The organism is Mesorhizobium sp. M1066, from assembly GCF_040318635.1.
Lineage (GTDB): Bacteria > Pseudomonadota > Alphaproteobacteria > Rhizobiales > Rhizobiaceae > Mesorhizobium.
The window spans coordinates 1-15,822 of record NZ_JAMYMR010000017.1 but is presented as its reverse complement, the minus strand read 5'-3'; the positions used below and the strand labels follow the sequence as shown (position 1 = coordinate 15,822).

15 protein-coding genes are annotated in these 15,822 nt (G+C 62.0%); 8 read left to right on the top strand and 7 right to left on the bottom strand.

Going from position 1 to position 15,822, the window contains the following annotated elements; translation table 11 throughout:
• Positions 1-3: 3 nt before the first annotated feature.
• Positions 4-507, bottom strand: a complete 504-nt coding sequence (locus NKH52_RS20630; protein WP_127295923.1) for a SixA phosphatase family protein — start codon at positions 505-507, stop codon at positions 4-6.
• Positions 508-839: 332 nt separating this feature from the next.
• Here NKH52_RS20630 and dksA point away from each other — a divergent pair, with 332 nt between their 5' ends.
• Positions 840-1,256 (top strand): RNA polymerase-binding protein DksA, encoded by a 417-nt coding sequence (dksA, locus tag NKH52_RS20625; RefSeq protein ID WP_013531862.1) that lies wholly within the window; start codon positions 840-842, stop codon positions 1,254-1,256.
• 213 nt (positions 1,257-1,469) lie between these two features.
• Here dksA and NKH52_RS20620 read toward each other — a convergent pair whose 3' ends face one another.
• Positions 1,470-2,210 (bottom strand): flagellar biosynthetic protein FliO, encoded by a 741-nt coding sequence (locus tag NKH52_RS20620; RefSeq protein WP_127295922.1) that lies wholly within the window; start codon positions 2,208-2,210, stop codon positions 1,470-1,472.
• A gap of 222 nt (positions 2,211-2,432) precedes the next feature.
• On the opposite strand from NKH52_RS20620, the gene cckA reads away from it, so the two are divergent.
• Complete coding sequence (gene cckA, locus NKH52_RS20615) at positions 2,433-5,006, top strand: cell cycle histidine kinase CckA (RefSeq protein ID WP_024503530.1); 2,574 nt, start codon at positions 2,433-2,435, stop codon at positions 5,004-5,006.
• 86 nt (positions 5,007-5,092) lie between these two features.
• Positions 5,093-5,800: a purine-nucleoside phosphorylase gene (locus NKH52_RS20610; protein ID WP_352732930.1), complete on the top strand. Its 708-nt coding sequence runs from the start codon at positions 5,093-5,095 to the stop codon at positions 5,798-5,800.
• A 9-nt stretch (positions 5,801-5,809) separates the two neighbouring features.
• Here the strand turns inward: NKH52_RS20610 and NKH52_RS20605 are convergent, their stop codons facing one another.
• The 3 genes from NKH52_RS20605 to NKH52_RS20595 are packed head-to-tail and all read right to left on the bottom strand — an operon-like array spanning position 5,810 to position 9,419.
• Positions 5,810-7,027 (bottom strand): cytochrome c, encoded by a 1,218-nt coding sequence (locus NKH52_RS20605; protein ID WP_352732927.1) that lies wholly within the window; start codon positions 7,025-7,027, stop codon positions 5,810-5,812.
• On the bottom strand, positions 7,024-8,790 hold the full coding sequence (locus NKH52_RS20600) for a GMC family oxidoreductase (protein ID WP_352732925.1): 1,767 nt from the start codon (positions 8,788-8,790) through the stop codon (positions 7,024-7,026). The genes NKH52_RS20605 and NKH52_RS20600 overlap by 4 nt, the downstream gene beginning before the upstream one ends.
• Before the next feature lie 2 nt (positions 8,791-8,792).
• Positions 8,793-9,419, bottom strand: coding sequence for a gluconate 2-dehydrogenase subunit 3 family protein (locus NKH52_RS20595; RefSeq protein WP_224619294.1), 627 nt, complete (start codon positions 9,417-9,419; stop codon positions 8,793-8,795).
• Positions 9,420-9,998: 579 nt separating this feature from the next.
• On the opposite strand from NKH52_RS20595, the gene NKH52_RS20590 reads away from it, so the two are divergent.
• Positions 9,999-10,436: a VOC family protein gene (locus NKH52_RS20590; RefSeq protein WP_023813016.1), complete on the top strand. Its 438-nt coding sequence runs from the start codon at positions 9,999-10,001 to the stop codon at positions 10,434-10,436.
• 10 nt (positions 10,437-10,446) lie between these two features.
• Here NKH52_RS20590 and NKH52_RS20585 read toward each other — a convergent pair whose 3' ends face one another.
• Positions 10,447-10,752, bottom strand: coding sequence for a ribbon-helix-helix domain-containing protein (locus NKH52_RS20585; RefSeq protein WP_023813015.1), 306 nt, complete (start codon positions 10,750-10,752; stop codon positions 10,447-10,449).
• A gap of 226 nt (positions 10,753-10,978) precedes the next feature.
• On the opposite strand from NKH52_RS20585, the gene NKH52_RS20580 reads away from it, so the two are divergent.
• The 3 genes from NKH52_RS20580 (at position 10,979) to NKH52_RS20570 (ending at position 13,607) form a co-directional block, all read left to right on the top strand.
• A complete protein-coding gene (locus NKH52_RS20580; protein WP_352732921.1) occupies positions 10,979-11,374 on the top strand; it encodes a VOC family protein in 396 nt (131 codons plus the stop codon).
• Positions 11,375-11,458: 84 nt separating this feature from the next.
• A complete protein-coding gene (locus NKH52_RS20575; RefSeq protein ID WP_352732918.1) occupies positions 11,459-11,989 on the top strand; it encodes a gluconate 2-dehydrogenase subunit 3 family protein in 531 nt (176 codons plus the stop codon).
• A gap of 46 nt (positions 11,990-12,035) precedes the next feature.
• Positions 12,036-13,607 carry a GMC family oxidoreductase gene (locus tag NKH52_RS20570; RefSeq protein ID WP_352732915.1) on the top strand — a complete coding sequence of 524 codons (1,572 nt, stop codon included), beginning with the start codon at positions 12,036-12,038 and terminating at the stop codon, positions 13,605-13,607.
• Positions 13,608-13,673: 66 nt separating this feature from the next.
• Here NKH52_RS20570 and NKH52_RS20565 read toward each other — a convergent pair whose 3' ends face one another.
• Positions 13,674-14,087, bottom strand: a complete 414-nt coding sequence (locus NKH52_RS20565; protein WP_352732913.1) for a hypothetical protein — start codon at positions 14,085-14,087, stop codon at positions 13,674-13,676.
• A 309-nt stretch (positions 14,088-14,396) separates the two neighbouring features.
• On the opposite strand from NKH52_RS20565, the gene urtA reads away from it, so the two are divergent.
• Positions 14,397-15,707 carry an urea ABC transporter substrate-binding protein gene (gene urtA / locus NKH52_RS20560; protein WP_127258859.1) on the top strand — a complete coding sequence of 437 codons (1,311 nt, stop codon included), beginning with the start codon at positions 14,397-14,399 and terminating at the stop codon, positions 15,705-15,707.
• Positions 15,708-15,822: the final 115 nt, after the last annotated feature.

Here is a 15,822-nt window from a genome sequence, read left to right as displayed (position 1 = left end):
GCTTCAGAGATCGGCCGGCGTCAGGAACGCTTCGAGATAACCGGTGCCTTGGGCGGCGCTGGCAAGATCGCCGTCGAAGCGGACGACCGCCAGGCCTGCGGTCGGGAACCCATGGTTCAGCGTGACCCGCGCGGTCTCGTCGCCGTCGCCCGAAACTGCCATGGTGAGGTCTTCCATCATCGGGTTGTGGCCAATGACCAGCAATGAGCCTGATCCGCCATTGTCGCGGATAAGGTGGAGGTACCCGGCCGCGTCCGCGCTGTAGAGCGCGTCGAAGAACAGAACCCGGCCGGTGTCGGTCTGGCCGGCCAGGCCTTCCAGCGTCTCCTTGGCGCGCTTGGCATTGGAGCAGAGCGTCCGGTCCGGAACATAGAGGCGGGAGCGCATGGCGGCCCCCACCATTTCGGCATCGGCGCGGCCGGACGCATCGAGCGGACGGTCGAAATCGCGCATGCCGGGCAGTGCCCAGCCAGCCTTTGCATGTCGCAACAGATAAAGCCTGCTCACCCAACCTCCGAATGCCGAAGCCTCCCGGGATTAGCCACGAGAACGGCGTTGCGCACAATGGCCCGTGCTCTTCAAACACGGCGAATCACCCAATGCTGCTTGCTGCAAAGGCGCTTGCGTATCGGCCCCGGGATCAAGGCCGATCTCGGAAAGCATGAGCCACCGGATCCAAAGTGTCTCGGCGGAGTTTGTACCAAAGCGACCGTACGCGGCTGCAAAGACGCGTGGCGGGGTACTTTAACAATTGCGTGAAACAGCGGCCGATTGCGCTTGTGCAGGCGTCGGACGACGAATATATAGGCGCCAAATTTGGGGCAGTTTGGGTGAGTCGAATGAACGACATCGTTACCGCCGATTACGTACCCTCCGAAGACGAGCCGTTCATGAACGAGCGGCAGAAATCCTACTTCCGCTCAAAGCTCGTTACCTGGAAGAATGACATATTGCGCGAAGCGCGCGAAACACTGGAAATCCTGCAGCAAGAAAACGCCAACCACCCCGATCTGGCCGATCGCGCCTCTTCGGAAACCGACCGCGCCATCGAACTCAGGGCTCGCGACCGTCAGCGCAAGCTCATCGCAAAGATCGATTCCGCCCTGCAGCGCATCGACGAAGGCACTTACGGCTATTGCGAAGAGACCGGCGAGCCGATCGCGCTGAAGCGGCTCGATGCGCGTCCGATAGCGACATTGTCGATCGAAGCGCAGGAGCGGCATGAGCGCCGCGAAAAAGTCTATCGCGACGACTGAAGGTCAAGGCCGGCGGCTCACGGCCGGCTGTCCTCGAACGAACTCGATTCTGAAATGGCCGGTTTTCCGGCCATTTTTATTGGTGCGGCATCCACCGCTCAGGGCGGGCGAAGGCAGCAAACCCTTGATATTTGGCGCTTCGGACGAGGTGGTTCGGCAGTGGACCAGTGGACCGGCGACGATGTTTCGCGGTGATAGCGACCCGGCGGTCGCTCATCTCTTCTGACTGGAGAGTTCGCCGAGAAGCTTGGTCATCTCGTCGTCGAGCGACGGCGGCGCCGCCGGCTTGCCCACGGGGCCGCCCGAACGGGGCTGGTCCAGCGACACTTCGAGTTCCCTCATCAGCGTGTCGTCGATGCTGTCCTGCACCGGCTGCGGTGGTGGCGGCGCGTGCCGGGCGGTGTTGGCATTGGCGGAGCCGTAGGCCGGCAACGGCGTGACATTGGTCGGCTGATAGCTTTGCGTTGCCGGCTTCGGTGCAGGTGCCGGCGGCGCCGTTGTACGCGGGCGGGCGGGCGGCGTCGTGTTCACCGGCTGTGGAGCGGGAGCCTGTCTCGCCGGCGGCGGAGCGGGTTGCGGCGGACGCGGTCTTGCCGGGGCCGCGGCGGCCGGAACCGGCTGCAAGCCGCCATCTCCGGTCAATGCCGGCCGGCGTAGCGCCGAAAGTCGGATATCGCGCTCGACGACGACGTCGGTCGGGCCGCCGATCAGAAGCAGGTGCTCGATATCGTCACGGCGTATCAGCACCAACCTGCGGTGACTGTCGACGGCGGTGGCATCCATGACGGCCAGTCGCGTCTTGCGGTTCCGGCCACCGGCGACGAAGGTTCCGAATGTCAGGTTGCGCACCAGCTTGATGATAACGAGAACGATAACCAGCAGGACAAGCGCTGCAAACGTCCACAACAATGCTGCGGCATAACCGGGACCTGCCACGCTATCGAGCCATTGCATTGGGTTCCCCTGATCGCCCTTGGAAGTGAAGAGACACTAGACCGTTGCAGCGGGCCACCGCAAGTTGCGTTTCACGCTGGTGAACAGCTAGAAAACTCCGAAGCCTGGAATACATCATTTTTATCCGACATTTGCCGCCCAGGCCTTTTCCGGACTTGGAGAATGTGATTCAACCCGCTAGGGGCGGGTGTCGGAACACCGGAATTCACGAGCAGGGGGCACATGGCCAAGGAAGCGCGCGGCGATTTCTATCCGGTACCGATCGTCGACCAGAATACGCGACCCGGCGCGGTCACCCGGCTTATCATTTTCATCGTCGTTCTGACGGGGGCGGCGATCGTCTTCGGGCTTTTCCGCGAGCGCCTCGGCGATCCTTTCCTGCTCGGCATGCTCGGCGTGCTGGCGATGATCGGCGTCGGCTTCCTGTTCGCGACGGCGATCGGCTTCGTGCAGGTCACGCCACGCTCGACAGGCGACGAACTGTCGAAATCCTTCGTCGATTCGATGTCGCAGGGGCTTCTCGTCACCGACACCAAGGGCCGCGTCGTCTACGCCAATCGCGCCTATGCGGATATGACCGGAGCATCGTCCGCTGCCGACCTGAAGACCGTCGAGGGATTGCTCTCGGATGTCCCTGAAGCCTCGGTGACGATCTATCGCCTGGCGTCCGGCCTGCGCGACGGCCAGCCGGGCGACGGCGAGTTTAGGCTCGCACAGTCCATTCGGCCCGGTGCCGAGCCTGGCGCCCGCTGGTACCGGGCACGCGCCCGCGCCTTCAGCGTTCCAGGCCAGCGGCTGCCGATGCTGGCCTGGCAGCTTGCCGACATCTCGCAGGAGCGGGCCGAGCAGGAGCGCTTCTTCCTCGACCTGCAGAAGGCGATCGACCACCTCGACCACGCGCCGGCCGGCTTCTTTTCGGCCGACCAGGAGGGCCGCGTCACCTATATCAACGCCACGCTCGCCGAATGGCTGGGCATCGACCTCACCAGCTTCACGCCCGGCGCCGTGTCTCTGTCGGAGATCGTGGCTGGCGACGGCATGGCGCTGGTCCGCTCGGTCAAGGCCGACCCCGGCACCACACGCAACGCGGTGATAGATCTCGACCTGACGACCATGACGGGCGAAGCGCTGCCGGTGCGCTTCATGCACCGCGTTTCAGCCAGCCGCGAAGGATTGAACGGGCCGACACGCACGATCGTGCTCAACCGCACGCAAGGCGAGGATGCCTCCGCCGATTTGCGGGCTTCGGAAGTGCGCTTCACCCGCTTCTTCAACTCGACACCGATGGCGATCGCCGGCGTCGACCACAATGGGCGCATCCTGCGTACCAATGCGCCGTTCCTGTCGCTGTTTTCGTCTGTCGTCGATCGCGACGCCGTCGACCGTCGCGTACGGCTCGACACGGTGATCCACGAACGCGACCGGCCGGCCTTCGCGGCTGCCTTCGAGAAAGCGCAGCAGCGGCAGGCCGACATCGAGCCGATCGACACGCTTTTGCCCGGCAACGACGAACGGCACATCCGCTTCTACGTCAACGCCGTCGCCGACGGCACCGGCGGCGAGGGGGCCGAGGAGTCGGCCATCGTCTACGCCGTCGAGACAACGGAGCAGAAAGCGCTCGAAGGGCAGATGGCGCAAAGCCAGAAGATGCAGGCGGTCGGCCAGCTTGCCGGCGGCATCGCGCATGATTTCAACAATGTGCTGACCGCCATCATCATGGCGTCCGACCTTTTGTTGACCAACCACCGTCCGTCGGACCCTTCCTTCCCCGACATCATGAACATCAAGCAGAACGCCAACCGGGCGGCTTCGCTGGTGCGGCAGCTTCTGGCCTTCTCGCGCAAGCAGACATTGCGGCCGGAAGTGCTCAATCTGACCGACGTGCTCGCCGATCTCAGAATGCTGCTCGCCCGCTTGGTCGGCAACGACATCAAGCTGAAGGTCGACCATGGCCGCGACCTGTGGCCGGTCAAGGTCGATATCGGGCAGTTCGAGCAGGTGGTGGTCAACCTTGCGGTCAACGCGCGCGACGCAATGCCGGCGGGCGGCGATCTCACCGTGCGCACCCGCAATGTGACCGCCGAGGAGTGCAAGGCCTTTTCCTACCGCGAACTCGCCCCGGCGGACTATGTCGTGGTCGAAGTCGAGGACACCGGCAGCGGCATCGCGCCCGACGTGCTGAAGAAGATTTTCGAGCCTTTCTTCACCACCAAGGAAGTCGGCAAGGGCACCGGCCTTGGCCTGTCGATGGTCTACGGCATCATCAAGCAGACCGGCGGCTTCATCTTCTGCGATTCCGAAGTCGGCAAAGGCTCGACTTTCCGCATTTTCCTGCCGCGTCACATCGCCGAAGCGAAAAAAGCAGGCGAGCCCGGCGATGCGCCGGCAGCGCCGGCAAAGGTCGCCGACCCGGCCAAGGATCTGTCGGGCTCGGCCACGGTGCTGCTCGTCGAGGACGAGGATGCCGTGCGCATGGGCGGCATGCGGGCGCTGACCTCGCGTGGCTACACCGTGCACGAGGCATCATCGGGCGTCGAGGCGCTGGAAGTGTTCGAGGCGCTGGGCGGCAAGGTCGATATCGTCGTTTCCGACGTGGTCATGCCGGAAATGGACGGACCGACACTGCTCGGTGAATTGCGCAAGCGCCAGCCGGACATCAAGTTCGTCTTCGTGTCCGGCTACGCCGAGGATGCATTCGCCAGAAATCTCCCGGCAGATGCGCATTTCGGCTTTCTGCCCAAGCCGTTTTCGCTCAAGCAACTGGCGACGATCGTCAAGGACGTGCTCGAGTCTTAGAGCCTTCCCCATGTTCCTCCTTGCACAACGCCGTGACAACGCCATGATTGCGGGTGAAACGGCAGGAAGGCTTAGGGGAGCAACTTGTGACGCCGCACAACGAAGCGGACAAGGACGACTACGCCGACACGGTGTTGTTGCCGGGTGATCCGCAGCGTGCCGAGTGGATGGCGCAAACGTTCCTGGAAGCGCCGCGCTGCATCAATCGCCGCCGCGGCACGCTTGGCTTCACCGGGCTGTTTCGTGGCAAGTCCATCAGCATTCAGGCGACGGGCATCGGCGTTTCATCATTTCTGATCTATGCGCATGAACTGCTGGACCATTATGGCGCCCGGACGTTGATCCGCACCGGCACCTGCGGCAGCCTGACCGCAAAGGCGAAACTGCGCAGCCTTGTCATCTCACAATCGGCACAGGCGGAAAGCGCCCAGAGCGGCCAGGTTTTCGGCCTTTATCGACCCGCTGGCCCCGACCCGGCGCTCCTTGCATCGTCACTGGCCAAGGCGGTAGAATTCGGCATCGACCATCATGCCGGCCTGACGGTGTGCAGCGACATCTTCTATCACCCGGAAGGGCGCGCCCGTTTTGCCGATGCGCGGGCGGAAGGAGCCCTGGCCGTGGACATGGAAACCAGCGCGCTCTATCGCATATCAGAGCATTTCGGGGCGCGTGCGCTGTCGATGTGTGTCGTGGTCGACAACATCGAGACCGGCGAACAGACCGACTATTCCGAGCGCCAGGAATTGTTCGCAGACATGAGCCGTCTGGCGCTCGCTGTCGCAGCAGAAAGCTAGAGTACGGGTCTACCGGGTCAGCCCCTTGCGTACGGCAGCGACATTGTCAGAGGAGACCGCCGGGGCGGCGTTGCCCCAGCTGGCGCGCACATAGGTCAGGACGTCGGCGACCTCCTGGTCTTTCAGGCGCCAGGCCAGGGAGGGCATGGCGGGCGTAGTCGGTGCATCAGCCGTGTGCACGGCCTGGCTGCCGGCAAGGACGAGCCGGGCCAATGTTTCGGAACTGCCCTGCGCGACGATCGAATTGCCGGCAAGGGAAGGGAAAAGCACGCCTGACCCGGCACCATCTCCACCATGGCAAGCCGAGCAATTGTCGCGATAGATTGCCTCGCCCGTTGCCATCCGTGTCGCGTCAGGCTTTGCCGGTTGGACGCTGTCGACATCCGAGCCCAGGCTCTTGAGGTAGACTGCAACCGCCTTGAGATCGGGATCGGTCATTTTCGACGTGGAGTTCTCGATGGCCTCCGCCATCGGACCTGATGCAATCGAATGCGCGTTGACGCCGGTCTTGAGGTATTGGACCAGATCCTCCTGAGACCATTTCCCAAGGCCCGATTGCGCATTGTTGGTGATGTCGGGGGCAAACCAGCCTTGCAGGGAGGCACCTTGCAGGAACTCGCTGTCCTTGTCGGCGCCAAGGAAAGATTTGGGCGAGTGGCAGGTGCCGCAATGTCCTGCACCCTGGACGATATAGGCGCCGCGATTCCACTCCGCCGACTTGGAGGAATCCGGCTGAAAGCTTGCCTCGGTAAAGTTGAGGGCATTCCAGCCCAGCATCGCCAACCGGATGTTCAACGGGAAGGGCAGCTGATTGGCCTCGACCTTATTCGATACCGGTTCAACCGTCGTCACATAGGCCCACAGGTCGGAAATGTCCCGATCGTTCATCCTGGTATAGGCGGGGTAGGGCATTGCGGGGTAGAGCCGCACGCCATTGTGGCCGACGCCTGACTTCATCATGCTGCGGAAATCGGCTTCCGACCAATTGCCGATGCCCGTTTCGCCGTCGGGGGTTATGTTGGGCGGGACAAGCATGCCGAACGGCGTTTCGAGCGGCAGTCCGCCAGCCAGCGGTTTGCCCCCGGCCTGCGTATGACAGCCTGCGCAGTCGCCGAGCACGGCCTGATACTGTCCACGTATGATCTGGTCCGCCTGGTCGGCACTCCGTGCCGGGCCCGCGTTGAGGGCCGCGGCGCCGATGGCGAGCGTGAAAACGAGCTTGTTCATGCCTGCACCAGGGGTGCGCCGGGATTGCGCAGATATTGATTGCGGATGGCATCGGCGGCGCGGAAAGCGAGCGCGCCGACGGTTCCTGTCGGGTTCTTGCCGGCATTCTGCGGGAAGGCCGACGCGCCGATGACGAAGACATTGGGGACGTCCCAGCTTTGGAGGAAGGTGTTGACCGCGCTCTTCTTCGGGTCCGTTCCCATGATGGCGCCGCCCGTATTATGGGTGCTCTGGTAGGGGACGCTGTCCCAGCCCTTCTTGCGGCGGCCGACGGCGTACTGCTTGCCGCCGAGCGCCTTGGCGATTTCCTCCATCCGGTCGCAGACATAGTTCGACATGCGAATGTCGTTGTCGGGAAAATCAAACGTCATGCGCATCAGCGGACGACCGAAACGGTCCTTGTAGGTCGGGTCGAGGTCGAGGTAGTTGTTGCGCGTCGCGTAACTGCTTCCCTGGGACGAGTAGCCAAGCGTGCTCTTGTAACCCTCGACCGTTGCCTTCTTCCAGGCGCTGCCCCATTTCGGCGTGCCGGGCAAGGTCGGCCTGGTTCCGATCGGGCGCCCGTTGGTGGGAATGCAGTTGATGCCCGCGCCGCCGACGAAGTCCAGCGCGCCGTGGTCGAACGCGTCACCATTGTAATCGTCGATCGTCTGGCCGAGCGCGCCGGCGGCGATGAACGGGTTGAAGTTCTTGTCGTCGAAGAACACCTGCACGCCGGCATTTGTCTGGTAGCAGTAATTGCGCCCAACCGTTCCTTCGCCACTGCCGGGATCGTAGATCTTGCCGATACCGGACAGCATCATCAGCCGGGCATTGTGCAGGCCGTAGGCGCACAGCAGCACCAGATCGGCCGGCTGGAAATATTCCTCGCCTGACGTGTCGACATAGGTGACGCCGCGCGCCGACTTGCCTCCGGGAGCCAGATCGACATGCAGAACCTCGCTGTCGGTGCGAACTTCGAAATTGGACTTCTTCATCAGCACGGGAAGGACGGTGGTCTGGGCGCTCGACTTCGAATAGTTGGCACAGCCGAAGCGTTCGCAGAACCCGCAATAGGTGCATTGACCCATGGCGATGCCGAGCGGGTTGACATAGGCCCGCGACATGTTGGCGGATGGGGTCGGGAAGGGATGCAGGCCGATCGACCGACCGACCTCGGCGAACAGGGTTGGCGCGTAGGTCATCTGCATCGGCGGGTTCGGATAATCCCGCGACCTTGGATCCTCGAACGGATTGCCGCCTTCCTGCAAGTGCCCCTTGATATTGCCGGCCTTGCCCGAGATGCCTGCCAGATACTCGAACTGGTCGTAATAGGGCTCCATCTCCGCGCCGGTCACGCCCCAGTCCTCGACCTGGAGATCGGCGATTCTCGATGCACCATATTTCTTCGTCAGATTGGTCTTTATCTGAAAGTCCGAATCCCAGAACCGCCAGGTGTGGCCGTTCCAGTGGACGCCGGCGCCGCCGACGCCGTTGCCGGGGAGGAAGGAGCCGAAATCGCGCATCGGCAGCGCCTTCTGCGACGGGTCATTGCGCACCGTCATGGTTTCGACGGTCGGCTGCAGGAAGAGGTCGCGCCGGATGCTGTAGCGCAACTCGTCCTGCGCATAGCCGATGTTGAAATCGGTTGCCGTGTCGCGCCAGGGGCCGCGCTCTATGGCCACCACGTCCAGGCCCTGATCGGTCAATTCGTGGGCCAGAATGGATCCCGTCCAGCCGAGGCCGACGATAACGACGTCTTTGCGAGGCAGTATCTTGGTCATGATCAGGCGCCTTTGCCGAGCCATTCGGGACGCCCGATGATCGAGACAGGCGGCTGCGGATATGGCTGATTGTGTTTGCTGACATGGTCGCGGTAGTCGTAGCGGGCACCTGGAAAACCAAGCATGCGCCACGAGACCATGTCCTTGTTGCCGCCATAGACGGGGTCGGCAAAGAACCCTTCCATGGTGTTCTGCAGCAGAAGCCCGAAGAAACCGGGCCCCTTGACGCCATTGGGCAGGTCGACTTTCCCGGCCTCCATTGCCGTCAGGAAGGCATCCTGTTCGGCCGGTGCGAGCTCGACGAATGTCTTGCCGTCCCGCTGTTTCAGGAAGGCGTCGATGGCGGCAAGCCCGGTGCGGTAACGCTGCGCCGGATTGGCCTCGCCCTGATAGCCCTGGGTGGGCAGTCCAGGCAGAAACGGGCCTTGCGTGTAAAGCCGGCTCGACGCTCCGAACGCCCCCATCAACTGCCTGTCGATATAGACGGCGCAACCGGCTTCCTTGCCGCCCATGCTGAGCTCGTCGGCCGGAATGATGCGGTCGACGATCGCCTCGACAAGGGCTGCTTCCTGGGCTGAGAAAAAGTGCCAGCCGCCGGCCACGACCTGCGTGGGTGGATCGGATGCCATTGGCGTCCAGGGCAAAGTGCCCGAGAACGATCGCGCAAAACCGGCCGATGTCGCGGTTGCCGTAAATATTGCGACCGAGGACAGGAAAAGACGCCGATTCATTCGAACAGGATTGCGATGGTTCATATTAGGAATCTCGAAAATAAGAGAACGCACCCGGGAAGTGACGCCCAAGTAATCATGACAACGATAGTTAGGTTAATCCGCAGATCGAATGCCGATAGACTGCGAGATGAAAATGACCTCGTCAACCACATCACAAAATCGTTAGCGAGGGTTCGGTCAACTGCCGATCGGGTCTGGGTGTGTTGTTGAAGCCGGATGGCTGCCCGAAAGTCGGGCCACGATCCCGCGAAGCATCCGGCCTACCTGCCCGGATCCTGGACCGATAGAAACAGCGTCGTGCCATCAGGCATGAATCAGGAACCAGCCACTGACCGGGTGGCGTTCGAGGTCGCGGTCAATGCCAGGCCCACCGCGACGCATCACCAGGCTCTCAAGACCCTTGATCATACTTGCTCAGCTGGCAAGCAGGCTAATGAGTTTACGACCTGGACGACACCTTGTAGACTGAACACCATGGCGCTCAAACGGATGGACAACATAGGAATCGTCGTCGATGACCTTGAAGAGACGATTGGTTTCTTTGGCGAGCTCGGCCTTGAGCTCGAAGGGCGGGCTACGATCGAAGGAGAATGGGCCGGACGTGTCACGGGACTGGGCGATCAGCGCGTCGAGATTGCCATGATGCGGACGCCGGACGGCCACAGCCGGCTCGAACTGTCCCGTTTCCTCACGCCGCCTGTCGTCGCGGATCACCGCAACGCCCCGGTAAACGCCCTGGGCTACCTCCGCGTCATGTTCACTGTGGACGACATTGACGGGACGCTCGAAAGGCTCCGCAATCGCGGTGCGCGGCTCGAAGGCGAAGTCGTCCAGTATAGAGACGTGTATCGGCTATGTTACATTCGAGGGCCTGGAGGGCTTCTCATCGGGCTCGCCCAAGAACTCAGCTGAGCGCAATACGCTAAGCGGCCTCCCGCTTCGGCACCATCTGCTCATCCATTCCTGGCCGATGCCCGCGCAGATAGAGCGCGCAGGTGGTGCGCAGCATCGACGCAAAGTTCGGGATGGCGCCGTTGATCTCTATGGCTTCGTCATAGAGCTTGGAGATGAATTTCGGCGTCGTCAGGTTCTGGTTTTCGGCGATCTCGTCGAGCAACGCCCAGAATGTTCCTTCAAGCTGGATGCTGGTCGAGTGGCCGTCGATGCGAATCGACCGGTTGATCTGGCGATAGCCTTCGGGATCCTGGCCCGCAAACACCCTGCACATCCGACAAACCTCCCATGATTGTTGGTCTTGGGTGGACGGGCGTGCAGTTTGATACTGCTTGACCTGTCCCCACATGCATTCTCGGGCAAAATCGCCGCCACGGCAATCGGACTTTTGTCCCTGTTGGCGATGGAGGACGGTTCACGGCTTCGGGCGTGGTAACCGGCTGCCACCACCTTTTGTCCGTGCCGCGCATAATCGTCTCCACACCAGAGCGGAGACTGATTTGGCCAAGGCGATCCACAGCATGATCCGGGTTCTCGAAGAGGCCCGATCGGTCGATTTCTACAGAAATGCATTCGGGCTCGATGTCGCCGACAGGCTGGACTTCGAGACATTCACGCTCATTTACCTCAGCAACGAAGAGTCGGGGTTCGAACTCGAACTGACCGTGAACAAGGATCGGCAAGAGCCTTACGGGCTCGGCGACGGCTACGGTCACCTCGCTGTCTCGGTCGCCGATCTCGACAGCGAACATGACCGTCTCGGTGCGCTTGGCCTCAATCCGAAGAAGATCGTCGAGTTCAACCGCGACGGATCGCTGATCGCCCGCTTTTTCTTCATCGAGGACCCCGACGGCTACAAGATCGAGGTTCTGCAACGCGGAGGTCGCTTCCAATAGGAGACATCGCAGCCGCCTCTGAGGGGCGGCGCGCCAGCAACGGCGTTCTGAGCAGAGCGCACATAGCAAGCAGGGAGGAATAAAATGGTCACGATCTATGACGCGAAGCCTGGGCTTTCCCGTCGAGAGCTTCTCAGACGCGGCGGCATCGGCGCGCTGCTCGTCATCTCCGGCAGCGCCGTCATCAGCCCCGAACATGCCTGGGGGCTCGAGACATCGGCACTCAAGCCCGAAACCATGGCGACGCTGATCCAGATGGCGCGCGACATCTATCCGCACGATCAGGTTCCGGACAAATATTACGCCATTGCCGTGAAAGGTCATGACGAGCAGGCCGGCAAGGACGCCGCCTACAAGACGATGCTCGAGGATGGCATCGCCGACCTCGACAAGAAGTCCGGTGACGGCGGCTACCGCGGCCTTGGCTGGGAGGAGCAGCGGGTCGCCGTGCTGAAGCAAATCGAGGCGACGCCATTCTTCCAGGCCATCAGAGGCGGCCTCGTGGTCAGCCTCTACAACCAGAAAGAGGTGTGGCCGATCTTCGGTTACGAGGGCGAGTCCTATTCCAAGGGCGGCTACATCGCGCGCGGTTTCGACGACATCGAGTGGCTCTGAGCCCCGTCGTTCCTGAACCCGCAAACAGAAATCATGGGAGGAAACCATGGCAGCTTCATTTGATCTGAACAACGACGGCGTGGTCGTCATCATCGGCTCGGGTGCCGGCGGCGGCACGCTCGGCAACGAACTCGCCCAGAAGGGTGTCGACGTCGTCATCCTGGAAGCCGGCGCGCGCCACGAATACGAAGACTTCATCAATGACGAGTGGGGTTCGTTCAGCCAGCTCGCCTGGACGGACAAGCGCACCACGTCGGGTGACTGGCGTGTGGCCAAGGACTTTCCCAACCTGCCGGCCTGGATCGTCAAGTCGGTCGGCGGTTCGACCACGCATTGGGCCGGAGCCTCGCTGCGCATCCAGGAGCATGAGTTCAAGACGCTGTCGACCTACGGCAAATTGGAAGGCGCCAACCTGCTCGATTGGCCGATCACGCTGGCCGAGCTGGAGCCCTACTATGCCAAGGCTGAAGCCAAGATGGGCGTCACCGGCACCAATGACTGGCCGCGGCTGCCGGGCAACAACAATTTCAAGGTGCTGAAGGCCGGCGCCGACAAGCTCGGCTATAAGGAATGCCACACCGGCAACATGGCGATCAATTCGGTCGATCGTGACGACCGCATGTCTTGCCAGCAGACCGGCTTCTGCTTCCAGGGCTGCAAATGGGGCGCCAAATGGTCGACGCTCTACACCGAGATACCCAAGGGTGAGGCGACAGGCCATCTCGAAGTCAGGCCGAACGCCATGGCGATCAAGATCAACCACGACGCTAGCGGAAAGGTGACCGGCGTCGTCTACGCCGACAAGGACGGCAAGCTGCAGGAGCAGAAGGCGCGCATCGTCGCGGTTGCCGGCAATTCGATCGAGAGCCCGCGGCTGCTGCTCAATTCGGCGTCGGGAAAATTCCCGGATGGGCTTGCCAACTCGTCGGGTCAGGTCGGCAAGAACTACATGCGTCACACCACCGGCTCGGTCTATGCCATCTTCGACAGACCGGTGCACATGTATCGCGGCACGACCATGGCCGGCATCATCCGCGACGAGGCGCGGCACGATCCGTCTCGTGGGTTCGTGGGTGGCTACGAGTTCGAGACGCTGTCGCTCGGCCTGCCGTTCATGGCGGCGTTCCTCGATCCGGGCGCCTGGGGACGCTCGTTCACCGCCGCACTCGATCACTACGACCACATGGCCGGCCTGTGGATCGTCGGTGAGGACATGCCGCGTGCGGAGAACCGCATCACGCTGCATACCGACGAAAAGGACGCCCACGGCATGCCGATCGCCGACGTGCATTTCGACGACCATCCGAACGACACGGCGATGCGCAACCACGCCTACAAACAGGCCACGGCACTTTACGATGCGGTCGGCGCCACCCGCACCTTCCCGACGCCGCCCTATCCGTCGACCCACAATCTCGGCACCAACCGGATGAGCGAGAAAGCGGAAGACGGCGTCGTCAACAAGCACGGCCAGGCGCACGACATCAAGAACCTGTTCGTGTCCGACGGCAGCCAGTTCACCACCGGGGCCGCCGAAAACCCGACCCTGACGATCGTGTCGCTCGCGATCCGCCAGGCCGACTACATCGCCGCGCAGATGTCGGCCAAGACGATCTAGTCACATCCTCCCGACAGACTGCTGGCGCGGAACCCGCAAAGGTTCCGCGCCTTTTTTCCTGCCGCCTCATTGCTTGGTGCAGGTCGAGGCGGTGAAAGCGCCGTCGGGCTGCTTCATGATGATGTCGAAGGAAGGCGCGGTTTCACCGTCCAGCGTCGCCTGGGTCAGCGACAGTGAATTGCCGCCGGCGGTATATCCGCCCAGCGGCCCCAGCCACGAGATCACGCCGTTTGCGTCCATTTGGTAGTTATAGCCCTGCCGCGCGGTGCCGAAGGCGCCGAGGCTGGTGTAGACGGGGCCGCTGTAGACGTTCCCCTTGATGGTGATGTCGCCGAGGCTGAGGAACATGCCAAGCAGGTACACTTCGCAATGATAGGCGCCGTCAGGCATCTTGCCGTCGCTGAAATCGGCTCGCGCTGCGCCGGTTGCTGCCGTCAGAAGTACTATGCCGATGAAAATACGTGAAATACCTGAAACCATGACGTCGCTCGCTTGAAGAGCGAGCTTGCCCTATTTTTGCATCGCGCCGCAACATCGGTCGCCTGAGGCACTGGTGAGATCAAAATCTAGGCAAATTTCGCAAATGTTCGAAAAATAGGCAATGACTGCGCAAGCTGCGCAAATTTCTCTCAATCGATTTCTGGCCACCTCTCTTTGTTTTGTAAGCCCTATATTCCAAGGTGCTGATATCTCTAATTTATTTGTGCCCTTTCGGGATCGCCGGAGCGGTTGGCATGGGGGTTGCTTTGTAGTGCTGCGGTGCAATCAACCAGCTTGGGAGTCCGTAATATGAGGGGTAATTTCTCGACAATAACAAAAATGTTTTCGGCGAGCGTGGTCGCCGCCGGCCTGTTGATGTCCGCTCCGGCGAAGGCCGCCGACGACACGATCAAGGTCGGCATTCTCCATTCGCTGTCGGGGACCATGGCGATTTCGGAGACGACGCTGAAGGACGCCATGCTGATGCTCATCGACGAGCAGAACGCCAAGGGCGGCCTGCTCGGCAAGAAGCTCGAGGCGGTCGTCGTCGATCCGGCTTCCAACTGGCCGCTGTTTGCCGAAAAGGCGCGCGAGCTGATCTCCAAGGACAAGGTCGCGGCAGTGTTCGGCTGCTGGACCTCGGTGTCGCGCAAATCGGTGCTGCCTGTTTTCAGCGAGCTCGACAATATCCTGTTCTATCCGGTCCAGTATGAGGGCGAAGAGAGCGAACGTAACGTGTTCTACACGGGTGCGGCGCCGAACCAGCAGGCAATCCCGGCGGTCGACTATCTGATGAGCGAGGATGGCGGTTCGGTGAAGCGCTGGGTGCTGGAAGGCACCGACTACGTCTATCCGCGCACCACCAACAAGATCCTCGAGGCCTATCTGAAGGCCAAGGGCGTGGCGGCTGAAGACATCATGGTCAATTACACGCCGTTCGGCTTCTCCGACTGGCAGACCGAGGTTTCGGCGATCAAGAAGTTCGGTTCGGCCGGCAAGAAGACCGCCGTCGTCTCGACCGTCAACGGCGACGCCAACGTGCCGTTCTACAAGGAACTCGGCAACCAGGGCATCAAGGCCGAGGACATTCCGGTCATGGCCTTCTCGGTCGGCGAGGAAGAGCTTGCAGGTCTCGACACCGCGCCGCTGGTCGGCCATCTCGCCGCCTGGAACTATTTCGAGAGCATCGATACGCCCGAGAACAAGAAGTTCATCGCCGACTGGCACAAGTTCATCAAGAACGACAAGCGCACCACCAACGACCCGATGGAGGCCCATTATATCGGCTTCAACATGTGGGTGAAGGCGGTCGAGAAGGCCGGCACCACCGATCCGGACAAGGTCATCGACGCCATGATCGGCGTGTCGGTGCCGAACCTGACCGGCGGCTATTCGACGATGATGCCGAACCACCACATCACCAAGCCGGTGCTGATCGGCGAAATCCAGGCCGACGGCCAGTTCGAAACCGTGTCGCGCACGCCGGGCCTGGTGATGGGTGACGAGTGGTCCGACTATCTGCCTGATTCCAAGGACCTGATCTCCGATTGGCGCGCGCCTCTGTCCTGCGGCAACTTCAACGTTGCCACCGGCAAGTGCGGCGGCAAGGGCACGAACTGATTCCTCCCAGGGCTGACCTAGTCAGGCCGCGCGCGTGCCGGCCGGGTACGCCCCCCGGCGGGCAGTGGGGTTTTAACAAAACCGCGCCCCCCCCCCCCGGGCCCGGGGGGGGTTG

Excerpts from the sequence above, each read along its gene's own strand:
- dksA (WP_013531862.1), top strand. The coding sequence starts at position 840 with ATGAACGACATCGTTACCGCCGATTACGTACCCTCCGAAGACGAGCCG.
- NKH52_RS20620 (WP_127295922.1), bottom strand. The coding sequence starts at position 2,210 with ATGCAATGGCTCGATAGCGTGGCAGGTCCCGGTTATGCCGCAGCATTG.
- cckA (WP_024503530.1), top strand. The coding sequence starts at position 2,433 with ATGGCCAAGGAAGCGCGCGGCGATTTCTATCCGGTACCGATCGTCGAC.
- NKH52_RS20605 (WP_352732927.1), bottom strand. The coding sequence starts at position 7,027 with ATGAACAAGCTCGTTTTCACGCTCGCCATCGGCGCCGCGGCCCTCAAC.
- NKH52_RS20600 (WP_352732925.1), bottom strand. The coding sequence starts at position 8,790 with ATGACCAAGATACTGCCTCGCAAAGACGTCGTTATCGTCGGCCTCGGC.
- NKH52_RS20595 (WP_224619294.1), bottom strand. The coding sequence starts at position 9,419 with ATGGCATCCGATCCACCCACGCAGGTCGTGGCCGGCGGCTGGCACTTT.
- NKH52_RS20590 (WP_023813016.1), top strand. The coding sequence starts at position 9,999 with ATGGCGCTCAAACGGATGGACAACATAGGAATCGTCGTCGATGACCTT.
- NKH52_RS20585 (WP_023813015.1), bottom strand. The coding sequence starts at position 10,752 with ATGTGCAGGGTGTTTGCGGGCCAGGATCCCGAAGGCTATCGCCAGATC.
- NKH52_RS20575 (WP_352732918.1), top strand. The coding sequence starts at position 11,459 with ATGGTCACGATCTATGACGCGAAGCCTGGGCTTTCCCGTCGAGAGCTT.
- NKH52_RS20570 (WP_352732915.1), top strand. The coding sequence starts at position 12,036 with ATGGCAGCTTCATTTGATCTGAACAACGACGGCGTGGTCGTCATCATC.
- NKH52_RS20565 (WP_352732913.1), bottom strand. The coding sequence starts at position 14,087 with ATGGTTTCAGGTATTTCACGTATTTTCATCGGCATAGTACTTCTGACG.
- urtA (WP_127258859.1), top strand. The coding sequence starts at position 14,397 with ATGAGGGGTAATTTCTCGACAATAACAAAAATGTTTTCGGCGAGCGTG.